Raw genomic sequence first — 15451 nt, forward strand, 5'->3', positions numbered from 1 at the left:
GGCGACTCGGATAAGGGGTGACAACGGTCATGGAGCGGCTACGGTCCGAGACGCGATCGAGGGTGACGATCGGCGTCGTGGGGCCGCACGACCTGGTCGAGCAGATCATGTCGATCGGGGCGGATCTGCCCGCGGCCGCGGACTGGCGGCTGGTCGGTGCCCCGCACGCGGAGGAGCGCGAGACATACGAGAAGTTCTGCAAGATCGCCGACAGCATCGACGTCGTCCTCTTCACCGGGCCTCTCCAGCACGACCTGGCCCGGCAGTCGGGTGAGCTGCCGGTGCCCGCGACGTTCGTCCCTGTCAACGGCTCGGGCCTCTACTCCAGCCTGCTGCGGGGCGTGCTCAGCCACGGCATCGACCCGGCCAGGGTGAGCATCGACTCGATCTCCGCCGCGGACGTGCGCGAGGCCTACGGCGAGATCGGCGTGAGCACCGACCAGGTCCACCTGTCGGAGTACGACCAGCCGGAGTCGGCGCGCGGCTTCATCGGCTTCCACGAGAAGCTCTACCGGCAGGGGACCACGACCGCGGCGCTGACCACGATCAGGACCGTGGCCAAGAAGCTGGTCGCCGCCCAGGTGCCCGTGCTGCGGATGCTGCCGACCCCGCACACCTTGCGGCTCGCGCTCAACACCGCGGCGCTCCTCGGGACGGGCAGCCGGCTGGAGGAGTCGCAGATCGCCATCGTCCTGGTGGAGCTGGCGGCCTCGGCCCGGCCCAGCTATTCGGGGCCGGGCAACTACTGGCAGCAGGAGCTGAAGCTCTCGCTGCAACAGGCGCTGCTGGCCGACGCCAGGCTGATGGGCGCCACCGTGGTCCCGCGCGACGAGAACAGCTACGTGGTCACCGCCACCGTCGGCTCGCTCTCGCAGGCGACCGACGGCTTCCGGGTCGCGCCCTTCATCGACCGGATCCGCACCGACGTGGGCGTCGCGGTCGAGGTCGGCATCGGGCTGGGAAACACGGCCCGGGACGCCGACTCCAACGCGATGCTCGCCGTGGAGAAGGCGCGCGGCGCCGACGCCGCCGCGGCCTTCCTCGTCGGCCTGGACGGAACGGTGCTGTCCCTGCCGCTGCGCCAGCGCCGCAGGGTCGAGGCGGCGAGCGAGCCCGCGGTGACCTCCAAGGCGGCGAAGGTCCTGGAGCGGCTGGTCGAGGGGCTCGGCGACGGGCCCGAGGCGAGGGTGGTGGACGCCGAGATCGTGGCGGACATCCTGTCCATCGCCCCGCGCAGCGCGCGCCGGGTCCTGCAGGGCCTGGTGGAGGAGGGGCTGGCCTGGCCCATGCCGACCGTGCGCGCGGCCCAGGCCGGGCGTCCGCGGCAGCCGTACCGGCTGGTGATGGAGCGGTCGCTCCGCTAGCCGGCGGTCACGCGTCGCCGAGCCGCACCCGCCGGCCGTACCAGGTGCTCAAGCGTCGCCGAGCCGCACCCGCCGGCCGTACCCGGCCAGGAGCAGGTCGTTGTGGGCGTCGCCGCCCGGGGTGTTGGCCGACCTGAACACGGGCGGCGACACGCCCTCGGCGACGTACCTGCCGGCCACCTCGGCGACCAGGAGCTGGGCGATCAGGACACCGGTGAGGTTGGAGACCGGGCAGACGGCGTCCCCGCCGGGCAGCTCCACGGTCGCGTCACCGTACGGCGCGCCGTTGTCGATGACCACGTGGGCCAGGTCGGCGAGCCTCTCCCGCCCGGTGACCCGGCTCGTGTGCGCGCGGGAGGTGATGGCGATCACGACATGCCCGCGGTCGGCGGCGAGGCGGGCCATCTCGACGACCGAGGCGTTGCCGCCCGAGTTCGAGATGATCACGAAGACGTCCTCCGGCCGGATGTCGGCCAGCTCCCAGATCCGCTCCGCCAGCCCGGGTTCGCGCTCGATCTTCGGGTCGAGGGTGGCCGCGGGGGCGACGTCGCCGTAGTAGACGACGTCGCGGATGCCGAGCTGGTTGGCGGGGACCAGCCCGCCGGCCCGGCCCACCAGCTCCAGGGCGACCGATCTGGAATGTCCGGTGCCGAACGCCTGGAGCACCCCGCCCGCTCGCAGCGCGTGGAAGACCAGCTCCCCGGCCCGCGCGATCGTTGCGTGCTCTCCGGTGAGCAGCCGGTCGACCGCCGCCCGCGCGATCTCCGCATACGCCGCCTGGCCGATCATGAGTCCTCCGGGGTGTCGAGGTCGTGCAGCAGTTCTGAGACGGTCGTGGCGAGGAACTCGGCGCTGCCGGGTGCGACCCGGCCGGCCAGCACCTCGTACTCCTGGCCGGAATAGGCGGCGGCCGTCGGCAGGTAGCCCGGATAGCCGTTGACGTATCCCAGCACGAACGTCGGGTCCGGGCGCGTCCGGCGGACGGCCTCGCCCGTGGCGACGAAGGGCTCACCCGGCAGAGCGGCCAGCGCGAGCCTGCCGAGGCGCACGGCGCTCACCTCGGTGGTGATGGGCGCCGGCGGTTTTCCGCCCGGTGGGCGGGCGGTGCCGGGCGTGGGCTCCGGCGGCGTCTCGGCGAGGAGGCGGGCGCCTTCCAGGCGGCTCAGGGCCATGCGCGTGGCGATCGCGTCGCCGGCGGCCCGGGACCGCTCGTGGGCGGCGCGCAGCTCGGCGAGGAGGGCCTGCGGGTCGGCGACCGAGGAGCCTCGGGCCAGGGAGCAGCGCCTCGACGCCCAGCCGATCGCGGAGCCGGGGGTCCAGGCCTCGGCGGCGGCGGCCTCGACGAGTTCGGCGCACCGGTCGGCGACGAGGCCGCCGAGCCGGTCGAGCTCGGCGGCGTCCTGGCCCCGGCGGGTGTGGCGGGTGCTGATGTCGCCGGCCGTACCGGTTGCGACCAGGACCCAGACGCCGGATCCCAGCCGTGCCCGCAGGGCCCCGCGCACCGCGCCGACCAGGTCGGCGCTCACCAGGAGATTGCCGGAGGGCAGCACCGTGGGGTGAACGGGGAGTACGGCCAGCACGCCCGCCAGGCGGCCCGCCGGATCCCGGACGGCCAGGACGTCCAGCGGCACCAGGGGCTCGGCCGACGGCACGCCGCGGGCGGCGCCCACGTCGCGTAGCCCGCCCTGGTGGGCCGAGCCTCCCGCAGGCCGTTCGGCGGCCATCGCGCGCGCGAGGGCGGTGCGGGTGGCTTCCACGATCCGGTCACGCCAGGGCTGGGGCGTCGGCCCGCCACCGGGCACGCACCCGGTCTCCGGGCCCGCGTGGGTGTGCGTCGCGGCCAGCCACAGCTCGCAGGTCGCCGAGACCGCCTGCCTGGCCTGCCGGGAGAGGTCGTCGTTGACGCAGATCACATCCGCGACCGCCAGCGCGAAGCGCCGCCGCCCGTCGAACCAGGTGATGACGCCCACCTGCAGCGGGTCGAGCTCGCCGGCCGAGACGCCGGGCCGGTCGAGGTAGCCGCCCATCGGCGTGCCGGGAGGGACGGGCAGGCGGGCCGTCCCGTGCCCGACCCTCATCGCTCCACCGTCCGGACGAGCGTCCGGTAGTGGCCGGGCCGCGGGGTGGCGGCGAGGAGGGCGGCGCCCGCGAGGCCGTCGCCGGCCGGGGCCGCCGGCAGGGCCCGGGGCAGGCGGGCCGTCAGCTCGGCTTCGAAGGCCGCGCGCAGGGCCGGCGCGCGGAGCAGGCGGCCGGTCCAGGAGACGGGCACCGGCTCGTCGCCGGGAAAGCAGCGGGCGGCGGCGACGACGCTTGCCGCGAGCTCGCGGCCGGCCTCTTCGACGATCGCCCGCGCGGTGGCGTCCTCGGCGGCCAGGTCGAACACGTGGACGGCGAAGCCCGCGACCTGGGCGACGGCATCGGGGGACAGGTAGAGCCGCTGGGGAGCGGTTCCCAGATCGCCGAACACGTGCCGGGCGCGCTCGGTGAGCGGGCCCGGGGTCGCGCGGCCGTCGAATCCCCGGTAGGCGGCGTCGAGGCCGCGCCGGCCGATCCAGAAGCCGCTGCCCGCGTCGCCGTAGAGGTATCCCCAGCCGTCCACCTGCCGGGTACGGCCGTCCGGCGCCACCCCCAGGGCGATCGCGCCGGTGCCCGCGGCGAGGACGACGCCGGAGCGCCCGGCGAAGGCGCCGGCGTGCGCGGTGACGACGTCGCTGGTGAGCAGGACGCGCCGCGCACCGATCCCGGTGAACAGGCGCTCGGCCAGCTCCCGGTCGGCGGCGGGCCCGCCCAGCAGCGTGGTGAGCCCGAGGCAGATCGTGCCGACCGCGGCGTCCGGCGCCGCAGGCAGGGCCGAGGCGCCTGTGGCCTCCGGCAGGGCCGGGGGCGCCCGGGGCGGCCGCCGGAGCCAGGGCCCGCCAGGCCGCCAGCACCTTCTGTGCGACGGCGTCGACCGTGAGTCCGCTCGCGTAGGCCAGGCCCGCTTCCTCGCGGGTCAGGAGTATCCGCCCGCCGGACGCGAGCCCGAGCCGCAGCCCGCTCTGTCCGCCGTCGACTGCCAGTTCCATGCGGGCCACCCTAATTTCGGTGCAGACCTTAATTCAATAACCTGTGCGATAATTCAGTAACTTCTTATTTATGGTCGAGCCCGATATGTCTGGCGCCGGTATTCGGTGGGCGAGCAGCCGACATGGCGCCGGAACACGCTCCGCAGGGCCTTCGCGCTCAGGTAGCCCGACTCGGTGGCGACCACGTCGACCGGCAGGGCGGAGGTGCTGAGCAGGGTCCGCGCGTGGCGCAGGCGCAGCCCGGTGAGGTGGCGCAGGAAGGTGGTCCCGCGCTCCTCCGCGAACAGGTGCGAGATGTAGAAGGGGCTGGCGGAGATCGCCTCGGCGACCGTGGCGAGCCTGAGCCGGGGATCGGCGTAGTGCGCGGTCAGGTAGCTCTCGGCCATCGTGAGGATGTCCTTGGCGCCGTCGCCCGGCACCAGCCGCCTGACGGTCTCCTCCAGCCAGATGTGCAGGTAGGAGCGCTCGTGGATCTCGGTCACGGTGATCAGCCTCTCGACCGGCAGCCGGGCGCAGGCGTCCAGCCAGTCCGTGGAGCCGCCGGTGAGCCGGGGGCCGTTGACCACGTCGACGACGAACAGCAGCTCGCCCATGAGCCAGCTGTGCAGGGTCTTCGGGTCCAGGTCGCGTTCCTGCAGGCACCGGTCCACCCAGTTGGAGAGCAGCCCGGCCGCGCCGCCGGCGTCGCCGACCTGGATCCGGCGGGCCAGCTCGGGCTCGATCCGCACCGGAGGCGGTGAGCCCGGCCGGTCCGGCGCGGGCGAGGTGATCACCTGGTCCCCGCCGAGCAGGAGCTTGTAGGAGTTCGTCCACCGGGCGCCCCGCTCGGCCGCCGTGACCCCGTCCGGCCCGTTGTGCGGGGTGCCCAGGCTGACGGTGGCGGTGAACTCGGTCTCACGCACGATGCGGGTGCGCAGCTCCTCCGCCAGCCCGCCCGCGTCGGTCATGAGCGTGCGGGGATCGTCGCCGGTCAGGAGCACGAGCCACTCGTCGGGAGGCATCGAACGGCAGCTCGCCGCCGGCCGGCCGTACGTCACCGCCTGAACCGCCCGCCCGGCCCGGTCGAGCTGGTGGCGGGCCCACGGCTGCCCGCGCGACCGCCGCGAGGCGACGAAGTCGTCGATGTCGACCAGCGCGGCGACCGTGAAGGGCGCGTTCATGCGCCGAATAGTACTATTTAGGCGGTCCTAAATGTAACCCTGTTCACCAGTGTTCCGACGCCGGCCACCGTGGCCCGCATGACGTCGCCCTCCTGGAGGGGGGCGATCCCGGCGATGGTGCCGGTCGCGATGAGGTCGCCGGGCTCCAGCGTCATCCCGTCCGACAGGTCGGCGATCAGCTGGGGGATCCCGAACACCATCTGCTTGGTGTTCGCCCGCTGCCGCACCTGGCCGTCCACCTCCAGGCGGAGTTCGAGCGCCTGGGGATCGGGCACCTCGTCCACGGTGGCGAGATACGGCCCGGCGGGGGCGAAGGTGTCGAACCCCTTGGCCTGGTCCCACGGCACGTTGCGGTCGATGTTCGCCAGCTGCAGGTCGCGGGCCGTCATATCGTTGATCACCGTGTAGCCGGCCACGGCTTCCCGCCAGCGCTCGGCCGGCAGGTCCCGGGTCACCGACCCGATGACGACGGCCAGCTCCACCTCGTGCTCCAGATGCCGCGTCCGGGCCGGAGCCACGACCGGGCGGTTGTGGCCGGTCAGCGAGGACGGCGGCTTGAAGAACAGCACCGGCGAGGGCGGCACCTCCAGCCCGCTCTCCTCGGCGTGCTCCACGTAGTTGAGCGCCAGGCAGCAGATCTTGGTACAGGTGGCCACCGGTGGCTCGAACAGCACCGCCGACTCGTCGAGCAGCGAGGACGCGGTGGCCCAGAGCCGGTCCACCTCCCCGGTGAGCCGGTCGAGCCCGAACCGGTTCAGCAGGGCCACCGGATCGGAGGGCCCGTCAAGACCGGACAGGCTGAGAAGCTCGCCGCCCTCGCGCCAGGCCACAACTTCGACTTGGTCGGCGGGAGTCCGCCGGATACGCCCGAGAAACACGGCTATTCCTTCCTGAGGGTTGTGCCCCAGCTCACCAGCTCGGTCGGGACGTCACAAGAACCCATCCTTGCGATGACGACCCCTCCCTTGCGCTCTTCCTTGTCCGCGGCGGGCGATGCGCCCTTTGATGGTCGTCATGACCCGCAATCTGGACGTCAGCCGCGACCTCTACTCCACCGCGCAGCAGTACCTGGCTGGAGGGGTCTCCAGCGACGCTCGCCGTACCACCGGCGTCCCGCTCTACGTGGACCGCGCGCAGGGCGCGCGTCTCTGGGACGTGGACGGCAACGCCTACGTCGACTACGTCCTGGGCCAGGGGCCCGCGCTGCTCGGGCACTGCCCGCCCGAGGTGGTCGAGGCGATCTCGGACCAGGCCGCGCGGGGCATGGTCTACTCGGCCCAGCACGCCGCGGAGGTCCGGGTGGCCGAGCGGCTGTGCGCGATGGTGCCCTCGGCGGAACGGGTCCGTTTCAACACCGTCGGCTCCGAGGCGGTCCACGCCGCCCTCCGGCTGGCGCGCGGCTTCACCGGCCGTTCCAGGATCCTCAAGTTCGAAGGGCACTACCACGGCTGGCTGGACCCCGTCCTCTACAGCGTGCATCCCGCCCTGGACCTGGCCGGCCCGGCCGACGCTCCCGTCGCGGTGCCCGGTACGGCGGGTCAGCAGGAGGGCCACGGCGAGGACCTGATCGTCTGCCCGTGGAACGACCTGGAGACCCTGACCCGCCTGATGGACCGCTACGGTGCCGAGATCGCCGCGGTGATCGCCGAACCGGTGCTCTGCAACACCGGGGCGATCCTGCCGGACCCCGGATACCTCGAAGCCGTACGGAAGCTCTGCGACCAGCACGGCAGCCTGCTGATCTTCGATGAGATCATCACCGGCTTCCGGCTGGCGCCCGGCGGAGCGCAGGAGTACCTCGGTATCACCCCGGACCTGTCGGTGTTCGGCAAGGCCATGGCCGGGGGCATGCAGGTGTCGGCGCTCGTCGGAAAGGCGTCCGTCATGGACCACATCTCGACGGGGAAGGTCGCCCACGCGGGCACGTTCAACTCCCAGCCCGTAGGAATCGCGGCGGCCGAGGCGACGCTGCGCGTTCTCGACGAGCGGCGTGACGAGGTCTACGGCACGCTGTTCGCCCGCGGCTCGGCGTTGATGGAGGGCATCAGGGCCGCGGCGGAGAAGGCGGGCGTGCCGCTGCTCGTGGACGGTCCCGGGCCGGTCTTCCAGACCTACTTCACCGACGCCGGCGCGGTACGCGACTATCGCGACTTCGCCGCGACCGACCGGGCGATGATGGCCCGGCTGCACGCGGCGCTGCTCGACCGCGGCGTCAACATGGTGCCGCGTGGCCTGTGGTTCCTGTCCACCGCGCACACCGAGTCCGACATCGACGCCACCGTCGACGCCTTCGCCGGGGCGCTCCGGGCGCTCTGACCACCGGGTGTGGCGTCGCCCCGGTCACGACGAAGGGGCGACGCCTGCCCGGCCCCTCGGACCGCCACACTCCCGGGGAGGCTCACCACCTACATGCGGTACGGGCCGTGTGGCGAGGTCGGCCCGGCCTGCGCGCCTGGCGCCGGGGTCGCGTATGGCCCGCGTCCCCGACGGGATTGGGGACGCGGCTCACGACGCCCGGGAGAACGGCTTGTCAGTTCTCCTTGGCGAATCCCGTCGTGGTCGTTCACCCGCCACCTCGTCGAAGGCGACCGGGGGCCTCACACCATGGCCGCGGAGGGTCGCGCCCGCGCCGGTGACCTTCGAGCCGAACAAGGGCTACCTGCGCGAGCTGCTGGCCACGCGGATCGATTTCACCACGGTCGGTACCGGTTACGTCCAGGACGCCCACGAGCGTTTCGAGAAGTGGCAGGAGGAGATCATGGGCGGAGAACGGCCGCCCAGCGAGGTGGTCATCGACGACAATCGCGCCAAGTCCGGTGAGGAGTACCGGCTGGAGACCGAGGGGCCGGTCTTTTGTCGAGATATCGGGAAAGGGACACCAGACAAGGACTTGCCGGGAGGCCATTGCCAGCGCTGAAATACGAGCTGAGTTCAGGCGTTTCTGGCATCAGAGAGATCATCAGTCGGCTTCGACGCCCACCTGCCGCAGCGCGGCATCACAGCTGGCGTGTCGTTCGAAGGCGTTGTGCAGGCCGGTGCGGTACAGCGGCCGCTCAAGGCTCCTGTGCTGGCCGCTGAGCATCGGCCGCTGTCCGCCGGTCTGACTGCGATGTAACGCCAGGACCAGTTCGCTCAACCCAACCGAGTCGCAGAAGGAGACCTCGCGGACGTCCACGATCAGCACCGGCGGAGCGGAAGGAAGGGTGGCGGCGCGCAAGTGCCGCCGGAGTGTCGGCGCCGTCGCCAGATCGAGTTCACCGGCGACGTGGATGATGCTCACCCCGTCGCGCAGCGTGGCGGAGACGGCGAGCACGGGCAGGTGCTGTCGCTGGGATGTCATGATCGGTTCTTCGCTCCTGTGGTTCGCCGGTCAGTGCGGAGCGCGGGCCCGGCCGATGGCGGGCGGGGTCGACCGTCTCGGCGGTGGTCCCAGGGGGTCCGGATGAACGGTCGTCGTATCGTGTTCCCGGTGGCCGGAGGAGGAGCGGAAGGAACCGGCCCGGGCCTCGGTCGCCCGAGTGCGAGCCGGGCTCGACCGGGGGATGAACGGACGGGCCGGTGAAGGCGTGGTTGCCGGGTACGGAGACGTCATGATGAAGCGCGCGTTGTGGCAGGGGCTGATCGCCGGGACGGCTGGGGCCGTGGTGATGACGCCGGGGAGAAGGCGGAGCAGCGGCTGACCGGACTCCCATGTTCCGGCGCGGGTCCTTGAACGGCTGACCGGGATGGCCGAGCGGCCCGGACGTCAGCCCGAGTCGGTGAACTGGGTCATGCATCTTGGGCAGGGGCCCTGCTGGGCGTGCTGCGTTCGGTGATGGCCCACGCCGGATTGCGCGGGCCGATGCCGGACCGCTGCCGCGACAGGAAGGCTACAACGGCAACGCGGCATCACGCCGCGTATCGCCCGCCGGGGCACAGAGTCCTCGCAGCGACTGGGCCGCCACCGATGGGTCATCGACCGCACCCCGTCCTGGCTCTCCGGATGTCGCCGTCCCCATCGACGCTACGAACGCAAACCCGAACACTTCCTCGCCTTTACGGCCATCGCCACCAGCCTCATCAACTATCGGCGGCTCGCCGCATGACATGGCACCAGATGCGTATCAATCGGCGGCTTGCAGCTGGAATTGCAGGTCGGAGGCGCCTGGCGTCTCCAGGACCGACACCGCGATCAGGCCGGCGGCTGCGGCAAGGCCCTCGAATCCTGAGCGGGTGTACCAGTGCAGTACCCAGGGGCGGTCCACGATGGTGCTCTCGCCGTCGCGGTATCGCTCGTAGCGCAACACCGTCGTCTGTGTCCGCGCGGAATCGCTACGCTCCTCGGACAGCACCGAGACACGCAACTCAGCACCGTCGTCCGCCGTAGCGGTGCGCGCTCGGCCGATCTGTTCGGCAGGTGTGGGCGATGGGACAAACAGGGGCACCAGGGCGGTGCCGCCCACGGCGAGGTGGTTGCGGATGCCATGGAGGGCAGCCAGAGCGGTGGAGTCGTCGGGAAGTAGGTTGAAAGTCGGTCCGGCGAGGAAGATCGCACGGTAGCGGCGTGGCAGATCGAGCGCCTCCATGCGCTGGTGGTAGACGTCGACATCGACGCCTTGCTTCCATGCCCGGCGACGGCACCGGTCCAGCATGTCCGCCGAGGCGTCAACGCCCTCGACGTCCAGGCCGCGCCGACGCAGGTCGAGCAACGGATCGCCGTCCCCGCACCCCAGCTCCAGAGCCGGGGAACCGGCCTCTTGTACAAAGGCCGCGTAGGGCTCTGGATCTTGAGCGACGGATTTCAGTGGTCCATATAACTCGGCGACGATGCCTGTGTAGAAATCAGCGGGATTCACGCCCGAACCCTACGCTTCAGTCGAATGCTCGGCGACATCATTTTCGGCGCCTCGCCACCCGCTCACCAAGTGAAGCGACCCTAAGGGCTTTCGACGCCGGGCTTCGACCCCGCCCGTTTCCAGACGAAGCCGCCGGCCTGCTATCGGGCCTCCTGGCAGCTACCCGGACCGGACTTCCACCGGCAAACGCCGACGAGCTTGCGAACATACAGATCAGCCGCTATGTCACGGCTTCACCTCCAGTTCTGCTGGGCGCACGAGATCACCTCACTGTGCTGCTGGTACAGGCCATCCTCGTACCACGGCTGGTTGCAGAGGATCGCTACTCGGGATTAAAAAGTCTCACTATGGGTGTAGACCCCAATCGCAATGGGTGATATTACGGACCAAACATTACCAAGATGGTGAGGTTGTTGTGACCGAGTAGTCAGGATGGAAAATTTCGAGGAGCGCCTCTGGATACCTGAAATTACTCAGTCAAGTCAAGCCTTGCTGTCAGGGGGGATAATTGACATGATCCATTTTGGGAACACAAGAATCACTGATTGTAACCAGTATCCCGAAAGGAGTGATGAATGCGTATAGGGATCAGAGTCGTCTTGGCTGCAATCATCGCCATTGTCACCACCACTGTCACGACGATTACACCCGCAGCCGCAGACCTCTGGCCATTCGATGGAATCCCACCAGACAAGAGCACTCACAGTTACTGCTACACCACATCGGTTCAGGCGGATCTCAAGTCATACATCCCGGGCGCCATGAACTACCTCGCAAACGCGACGACCATCCCTGGAGTTCCCTTCCACTCGCCCTGCGAGACTACGAACTCAAGCAGCGACGGAACCCCCGCAACCGACGTCGCATGGTTCGATGTCTGGGTCGAAGGTTCCTTCGGTCAAGCTGTGTGCAAGGTCTGGACAGCATCAGACCCTGATGTCTGCGACCAGCGCCACGCCAGGATCAACGGCAACGTCATACGAGCAAGTGGTGACCCCCATCACCAGTTCATCAAGACCGTTTGCCATGAGCTGGGCCACACGGCGGGCATCGACCACTATTCCCCCCTCGCAGCCCCTCCCGAACCGCCGGGCGCGTTCGGTCAGCCGCAGGACTGCATGGCCAGCGGAGACGTCACCGCCATCGGCAACCCAGGCGGATCGTGGATCCACACCTATAATCCCCATCACATCGGCGACGCGAACCCTCACTGGGCCTGATCGTATGAAAAGAGGACAATGGTGAGAAGATATGCGATTCTCGCGCTTACCCTCGCTGCGGCCACGGCCTTGTCCGCGTGTGGTGGAACCGGTGGCATCGCTGCCGAAAACACCGGCCAAAAGCAAGGCCAGGCTCATGATGTAGAACAAATCGGAAAACTGGATGTTTCCGTACTCCGCGTCGTGCATTCCGATTTTTCTGCTTACGAATCGCCGGAAGCGCTCGCTGCAGATCGGCCCATCGTGGCCGCTGGAGTCATCGACGGCTGGCAGCAGGGCCCTATCCTGGAAAGCTACCCGAACGGTCCACTGGACTACCGTGCCGTACTGAGGGTACGCGTCACGGAACCTCTCAAGGGCGTTAAGGGGCGAGAATCAATATCCGACGGGCTCATCTACATCGAACTCGACCAGGGCGGGGTTGTCAGTGACCCGTCGGTTCCAGCCGGCCAGTGGAAGCCACGTAAGTCCATCGAGGATTTCGATAAGGCTCTGCCCGCCGGCACCAAAATTCTCGTGTTCCCGCGAGAGCGTCCTCGCCACGAGATGCCGGTTCGCAGTCCTGGTGCGCCCCTCCCTCCGGAGGCGAAACTCATGGTTGTGCCCCCGCAAGGACTCGTGCTTGAAGACCCGCAACTCCTGCAGAGGCAATCCGGTGACGCCACCGCTCTGGTAGGCGGTCAAGAGCGCTTAAGTGTGGGCGGTGAAGCCTGGTTCAAGCCCAAGAACATGGGCGAGCTCGTCACACACCTGAAACAACGAGGGTTCAGCGAGTAACCCTCGCTACGCTCACTTTGAAACCCCTGAAAAACTAGCAGCGTCCCCGTGGATCCTGGCCACCGCTTAACCCACTCATCGAGTGGTGGAGCCTCTGGTGCATGCGGACGTGTTCGAGTCGACGCAACACCAGGAGCTTATCCTCCGCAATGCGGACTGTACGGGCTGCTGCACCCGCCGGACGCCGAGCGGCTGGTGCAGCAGGCGACCTGCCTGCAAATGGTGGGACGCCCAGCGGCTATATGCGACGCCGGCCGCCTCCTGAGGAGAGTTGGACGGGGAAGACCCGTGCGCGGAGCCAGTGTCGCTGCGGGCGGCGTACGGGCCGGGCCGGTACCGGCCGGCCGCGAGCGGCGGCACATCGTGGGTGGGGTCAATGCCCTGGCTGGAGCCGGAGACAACGGAAACGAGTGACGACTGGGTTTCGCATACGAAACCCAGTCGTCACCGCTTTTCACGGCCTGTTCGGAATGGCCGAGCTTCTTGAGATCAGGCTTCTGCCGGCCCGTCCGCGGAATGTCAGCCCATGTGCGGGTAGCGGTGGTCGGTCGGCGGCCCGATTATCACTCGGCCATATAGGTATGAGCTGCGGGAACACGGCCGACGCCATTGAGCCTGCGGCTGCTCAGTTGTAGCGGGACAGTTTTCGACCGTCCGGCGTCGTACTCTCGACGCCGTCGGAGGGAAATGTCTCCCCTGTATGGTTCGGCTTCCAATCGAGTCCGCGATTATCGCGGAGCCATACAGGTGTTCGGATAGGCGTCTCCCGGCTGCGGCCGGGAGACGCCATGCGATCCAGGGGGGCGAAGAGCGCATGAGTGTCTTCGGGGCTCGTTCCGAACGGGCGTGTGCGCCGGTCCGGCCGGATCGACCGTCAGGGGAACACGGATGGCCGAGACTCCCGACCGGCCGCCGGTCTTGGGCGGTGACGGCGCTCGGGCTCCACCATTCACGACTGCATGCAGAATGCATGCTAAAATGGTGGCATGGGAACCATGCAGATCCGCGATGTCCCCGACGCGACCGAGCGGACGCTGAAGGCGCGGGCCGAGCGTGACGGTAAATCGCTGACCGCCTACGTACGTGATCTCCTGAACGAGGAGGCGGCCACCCCGACCTTGGACGAGGTGATGGCCAAGATCGCCGCCGATGAGCCGGTGCCGTACGACCCTGACTTCGTCCGCGAGATGATGCGTGAGGGTCACCGGTGAGCCTGGTCGTGGACGCCTCGATCGTCTTTCGCCTGCTGGCCAACGTGAAAGGCGATGATCTTCTCCGTCAACGGTTGGCCCGCAAGGTCCACGCCCCGGCGTTGATCGATGTGGAGATCGCTTCGGTGGTGCGCGGGCACGTGGTCACCGGTAAGCCGGAGGTGCGCATCTCCGAGGCGCGGGCTCAGATCATGCTGGAGCGCTATGCCCAGCTCAAGATCGTCCGGCATCCGATGCTGCCTCTGCAGCCGCGGGTGCTGGAGTTGCGGAACAATCTCACCGCCTATGACGGCATGTATGTGGCCCTTGCCGAACTGCTGGGGGTGCCGATGCTCACCGACGATGCCAAGTTCGCCGGTTCGACCGGGCACCGGACGGAGATCCACCGCTACCCTCCGCCGCTGGTGTAGACCGTCCCGCAATACGTTGTGGGCAGCGGTGTTCGCGTCCTGGTCGCCTGACAGCGCGCAGGCGAGACCAAGCCGGAAGATCGACGGACTGTCGGTGAAGACGAACATACTGGCTGCATGATCGACGAGACGCGGCACCGCTACGCCGATTTCTTGCAGCGCAACCCCTATGTGGCACAGGCCACCTGCTGGATCGTCGTGCAGCCGGTCACCGCCCCCTTGTCTGTCGAGACCATCGCCGAACGGCTCGGCGGACGGGCCGAGGACCTGGAGTACGAGCCGGACGACGACGTCGATGAAGCCGACTACGAAGGGGCGTTCTACATCAGCCAGGATGGCGCGTCCTTCGTCGTCTTCGAAGACAACGGCTACCAGGGCACGCGTCCGGAGGTGTTGCGGCAGCTGAGTGACAGCGCCCGTGTGGTGAGCCTGTTCTGGAACGTCAACGCCAACACCATGCTGCATTACGCCGTCTACGGCACCGTCGTCACCGCACTGGATCCGATGTTCCCCGGCAGGCGCTGGGGTAAGGACCCGCACGCGCTCGATGCCGAGCTGGCGGTTCTGGACGAGGATCACGGGCCTGGCGGTTGGCGGGCGGGCGCGATGGCGGTCGTCGAGGCCGTCACCGGAGTGCGGCTCGACCTGCCCGATGCGGGCGCGCCGCGGCTGCTGCTGGAGGAGACCCTCCCGGAGGATCCGCACCCGCCGAGCACGCTGGGCCAGGTGGATCCCGACCTGGACGTACGGCTACGGCTGGCCCCCGAGCCGGTACAGGCCAAGGTGGTGCGTCATGTGGTCGCCGTATGCGTCGAGGCGACCGGCCTGGCCGACGAATCCCTGGTCCGGGACGCGCTCGACCGCCTTGTGACCGGGCACTCCGCCGAGCAGGCCGCGGCCGACCTGAGGCCGCTTCTGGCCCGGCTCATGGACGATCGGCGCGATGCCGAAGGAGAGGTTCTTCCGAACGACCACCCCGTTTCGTGCCGGCACTGGGCGGCCCGGGCACTGGAGACCGCCCTGCGGGGCCACCGCTGGTCTGATCGTCTGGACGCGCTCGTCAACGCGCCGACGATCCTCGGGGAGACCTGGCCGCCGCTGCGCAGCCGGCTGAAGGCCATGATCGCGGAGGCGGGCGGCTGATCGCCCGGAAGCCGGGATGCCGCCGGCCCCGGGGGAGGACGATGCTCGGATGCGGTGCCGCTGCGGGCGGCGTACGGGCCGGGCTGGTACCGGCCCGACGTCGCCGGCGGCGCCGTCCGGGTCGGGTCGATGCCGTGGCTGTGATCGGCGACGGAAATGGAGGACGCCCGGGTCTCGAATTCGAGACCCGGGCGTCGTCGTTTACTGCCAGCTATTCGGAGGTGCCGTTCGAACAGCCGAGTTTCCCGAGATCGGGCCGCTGCCGG

General features: G+C 69.3%; 15 protein-coding genes and 1 pseudogene. 9 read left to right on the forward strand and 7 right to left on the reverse strand.

Features of this window, described 5'->3' with window-relative positions:
* Positions 1 to 29: 29 nt before the first annotated feature.
* Complete coding sequence (locus SROS_RS14915; RefSeq protein WP_012889775.1) at positions 30 to 1364, forward strand: GTP cyclohydrolase IIa; 1335 nt, start codon at positions 30 to 32, stop codon at positions 1362 to 1364.
* A 48-nt stretch (positions 1365 to 1412) separates the two neighbouring features.
* Here SROS_RS14915 and SROS_RS14920 read toward each other — a convergent pair whose 3' ends face one another.
* The 5 genes from SROS_RS14920 to SROS_RS14945 all read right to left on the reverse strand — a co-directional run bounded on the left by SROS_RS14920 (position 1413) and on the right by SROS_RS14945 (position 6467).
* Positions 1413 to 2153 (reverse strand): SIS domain-containing protein, encoded by a 741-nt coding sequence (locus SROS_RS14920; RefSeq protein ID WP_012889776.1) that lies wholly within the window; start codon positions 2151 to 2153, stop codon positions 1413 to 1415.
* Positions 2150 to 3442 carry a hypothetical protein gene (locus tag SROS_RS14925; protein ID WP_012889777.1) on the reverse strand — a complete coding sequence of 431 codons (1293 nt, stop codon included), beginning with the start codon at positions 3440 to 3442 and terminating at the stop codon, positions 2150 to 2152. Before SROS_RS14925 ends, SROS_RS14920 begins: the two co-directional genes overlap by 4 nt.
* The gene (locus SROS_RS14930; RefSeq protein WP_081453118.1) at positions 3439 to 4239 is read right to left on the reverse strand and encodes a BadF/BadG/BcrA/BcrD ATPase family protein; all 801 of its coding nucleotides are present in this window, start codon (positions 4237 to 4239) and stop codon (positions 3439 to 3441) included. The genes SROS_RS14925 and SROS_RS14930 overlap by 4 nt, the downstream gene beginning before the upstream one ends.
* Positions 4240 to 4497: 258 nt before the next feature.
* Entirely contained in the window at positions 4498 to 5589 is a 1092-nt protein-coding gene (locus tag SROS_RS14940; RefSeq protein WP_012889778.1) for a helix-turn-helix domain-containing protein, read from the reverse strand.
* Between the two features lie 17 nt (positions 5590 to 5606).
* Positions 5607 to 6467, reverse strand: coding sequence for a fumarylacetoacetate hydrolase family protein (locus tag SROS_RS14945; RefSeq protein ID WP_218919842.1), 861 nt, complete (start codon positions 6465 to 6467; stop codon positions 5607 to 5609).
* A gap of 136 nt (positions 6468 to 6603) precedes the next feature.
* On the opposite strand from SROS_RS14945, the gene SROS_RS14950 reads away from it, so the two are divergent.
* Both SROS_RS14950 and SROS_RS14955 read left to right on the forward strand, forming a co-directional pair.
* Complete coding sequence (locus SROS_RS14950; protein ID WP_043655664.1) at positions 6604 to 7905, forward strand: aspartate aminotransferase family protein; 1302 nt, start codon at positions 6604 to 6606, stop codon at positions 7903 to 7905.
* A 316-nt stretch (positions 7906 to 8221) separates the two neighbouring features.
* A complete protein-coding gene (locus SROS_RS14955; RefSeq protein WP_012889781.1) occupies positions 8222 to 8506 on the forward strand; it encodes a hypothetical protein in 285 nt (94 codons plus the stop codon).
* A 42-nt stretch (positions 8507 to 8548) separates the two neighbouring features.
* On the opposite strand, the gene SROS_RS14965 is transcribed toward SROS_RS14955, so the two are convergent.
* Positions 8549 to 8929 (reverse strand): STAS domain-containing protein, encoded by a 381-nt coding sequence (locus SROS_RS14965; protein ID WP_012889782.1) that lies wholly within the window; start codon positions 8927 to 8929, stop codon positions 8549 to 8551.
* A gap of 541 nt (positions 8930 to 9470) precedes the next feature.
* On the opposite strand from SROS_RS14965, the pseudogene SROS_RS49545 reads away from it, so the two are divergent.
* A pseudogene (locus tag SROS_RS49545) lies at positions 9471 to 9674 on the forward strand (IS5/IS1182 family transposase); the annotation flags it as partial.
* An 18-nt stretch (positions 9675 to 9692) separates the two neighbouring features.
* On the opposite strand, the gene SROS_RS14975 reads toward SROS_RS49545, so the two are convergent.
* Complete coding sequence (locus SROS_RS14975; RefSeq protein ID WP_012889783.1) at positions 9693 to 10424, reverse strand: class I SAM-dependent methyltransferase; 732 nt, start codon at positions 10422 to 10424, stop codon at positions 9693 to 9695.
* A 575-nt stretch (positions 10425 to 10999) separates the two neighbouring features.
* On the opposite strand from SROS_RS14975, the gene SROS_RS49550 reads away from it, so the two are divergent.
* From SROS_RS49550 to SROS_RS14995, 5 genes are all read left to right on the forward strand, one after another.
* Positions 11000 to 11644, forward strand: coding sequence for a hypothetical protein (locus tag SROS_RS49550; protein WP_012889784.1), 645 nt, complete (start codon positions 11000 to 11002; stop codon positions 11642 to 11644).
* Positions 11645 to 11662: 18 nt separating this feature from the next.
* On the forward strand, positions 11663 to 12421 hold the full coding sequence (locus SROS_RS49555) for a hypothetical protein (RefSeq protein WP_148269091.1): 759 nt from the start codon (positions 11663 to 11665) through the stop codon (positions 12419 to 12421).
* Positions 12422 to 13407: 986 nt separating this feature from the next.
* Positions 13408 to 13632: a FitA-like ribbon-helix-helix domain-containing protein gene (locus tag SROS_RS14985; protein WP_043652056.1), complete on the forward strand. Its 225-nt coding sequence runs from the start codon at positions 13408 to 13410 to the stop codon at positions 13630 to 13632.
* Positions 13629 to 14042 carry a type II toxin-antitoxin system VapC family toxin gene (locus tag SROS_RS14990; protein ID WP_012889787.1) on the forward strand — a complete coding sequence of 138 codons (414 nt, stop codon included), beginning with the start codon at positions 13629 to 13631 and terminating at the stop codon, positions 14040 to 14042. The genes SROS_RS14985 and SROS_RS14990 overlap by 4 nt, the downstream gene beginning before the upstream one ends.
* A gap of 117 nt (positions 14043 to 14159) precedes the next feature.
* Positions 14160 to 15185: a DUF6461 domain-containing protein gene (locus tag SROS_RS14995; RefSeq protein WP_012889788.1), complete on the forward strand. Its 1026-nt coding sequence runs from the start codon at positions 14160 to 14162 to the stop codon at positions 15183 to 15185.
* Positions 15186 to 15451 lie beyond the last annotated feature (266 nt).

Origin of the sequence: Streptosporangium roseum DSM 43021 (assembly GCF_000024865.1) — a bacterium.
Taxonomy (GTDB): Bacteria; Actinomycetota; Actinomycetes; order Streptosporangiales; family Streptosporangiaceae; genus Streptosporangium; species Streptosporangium roseum.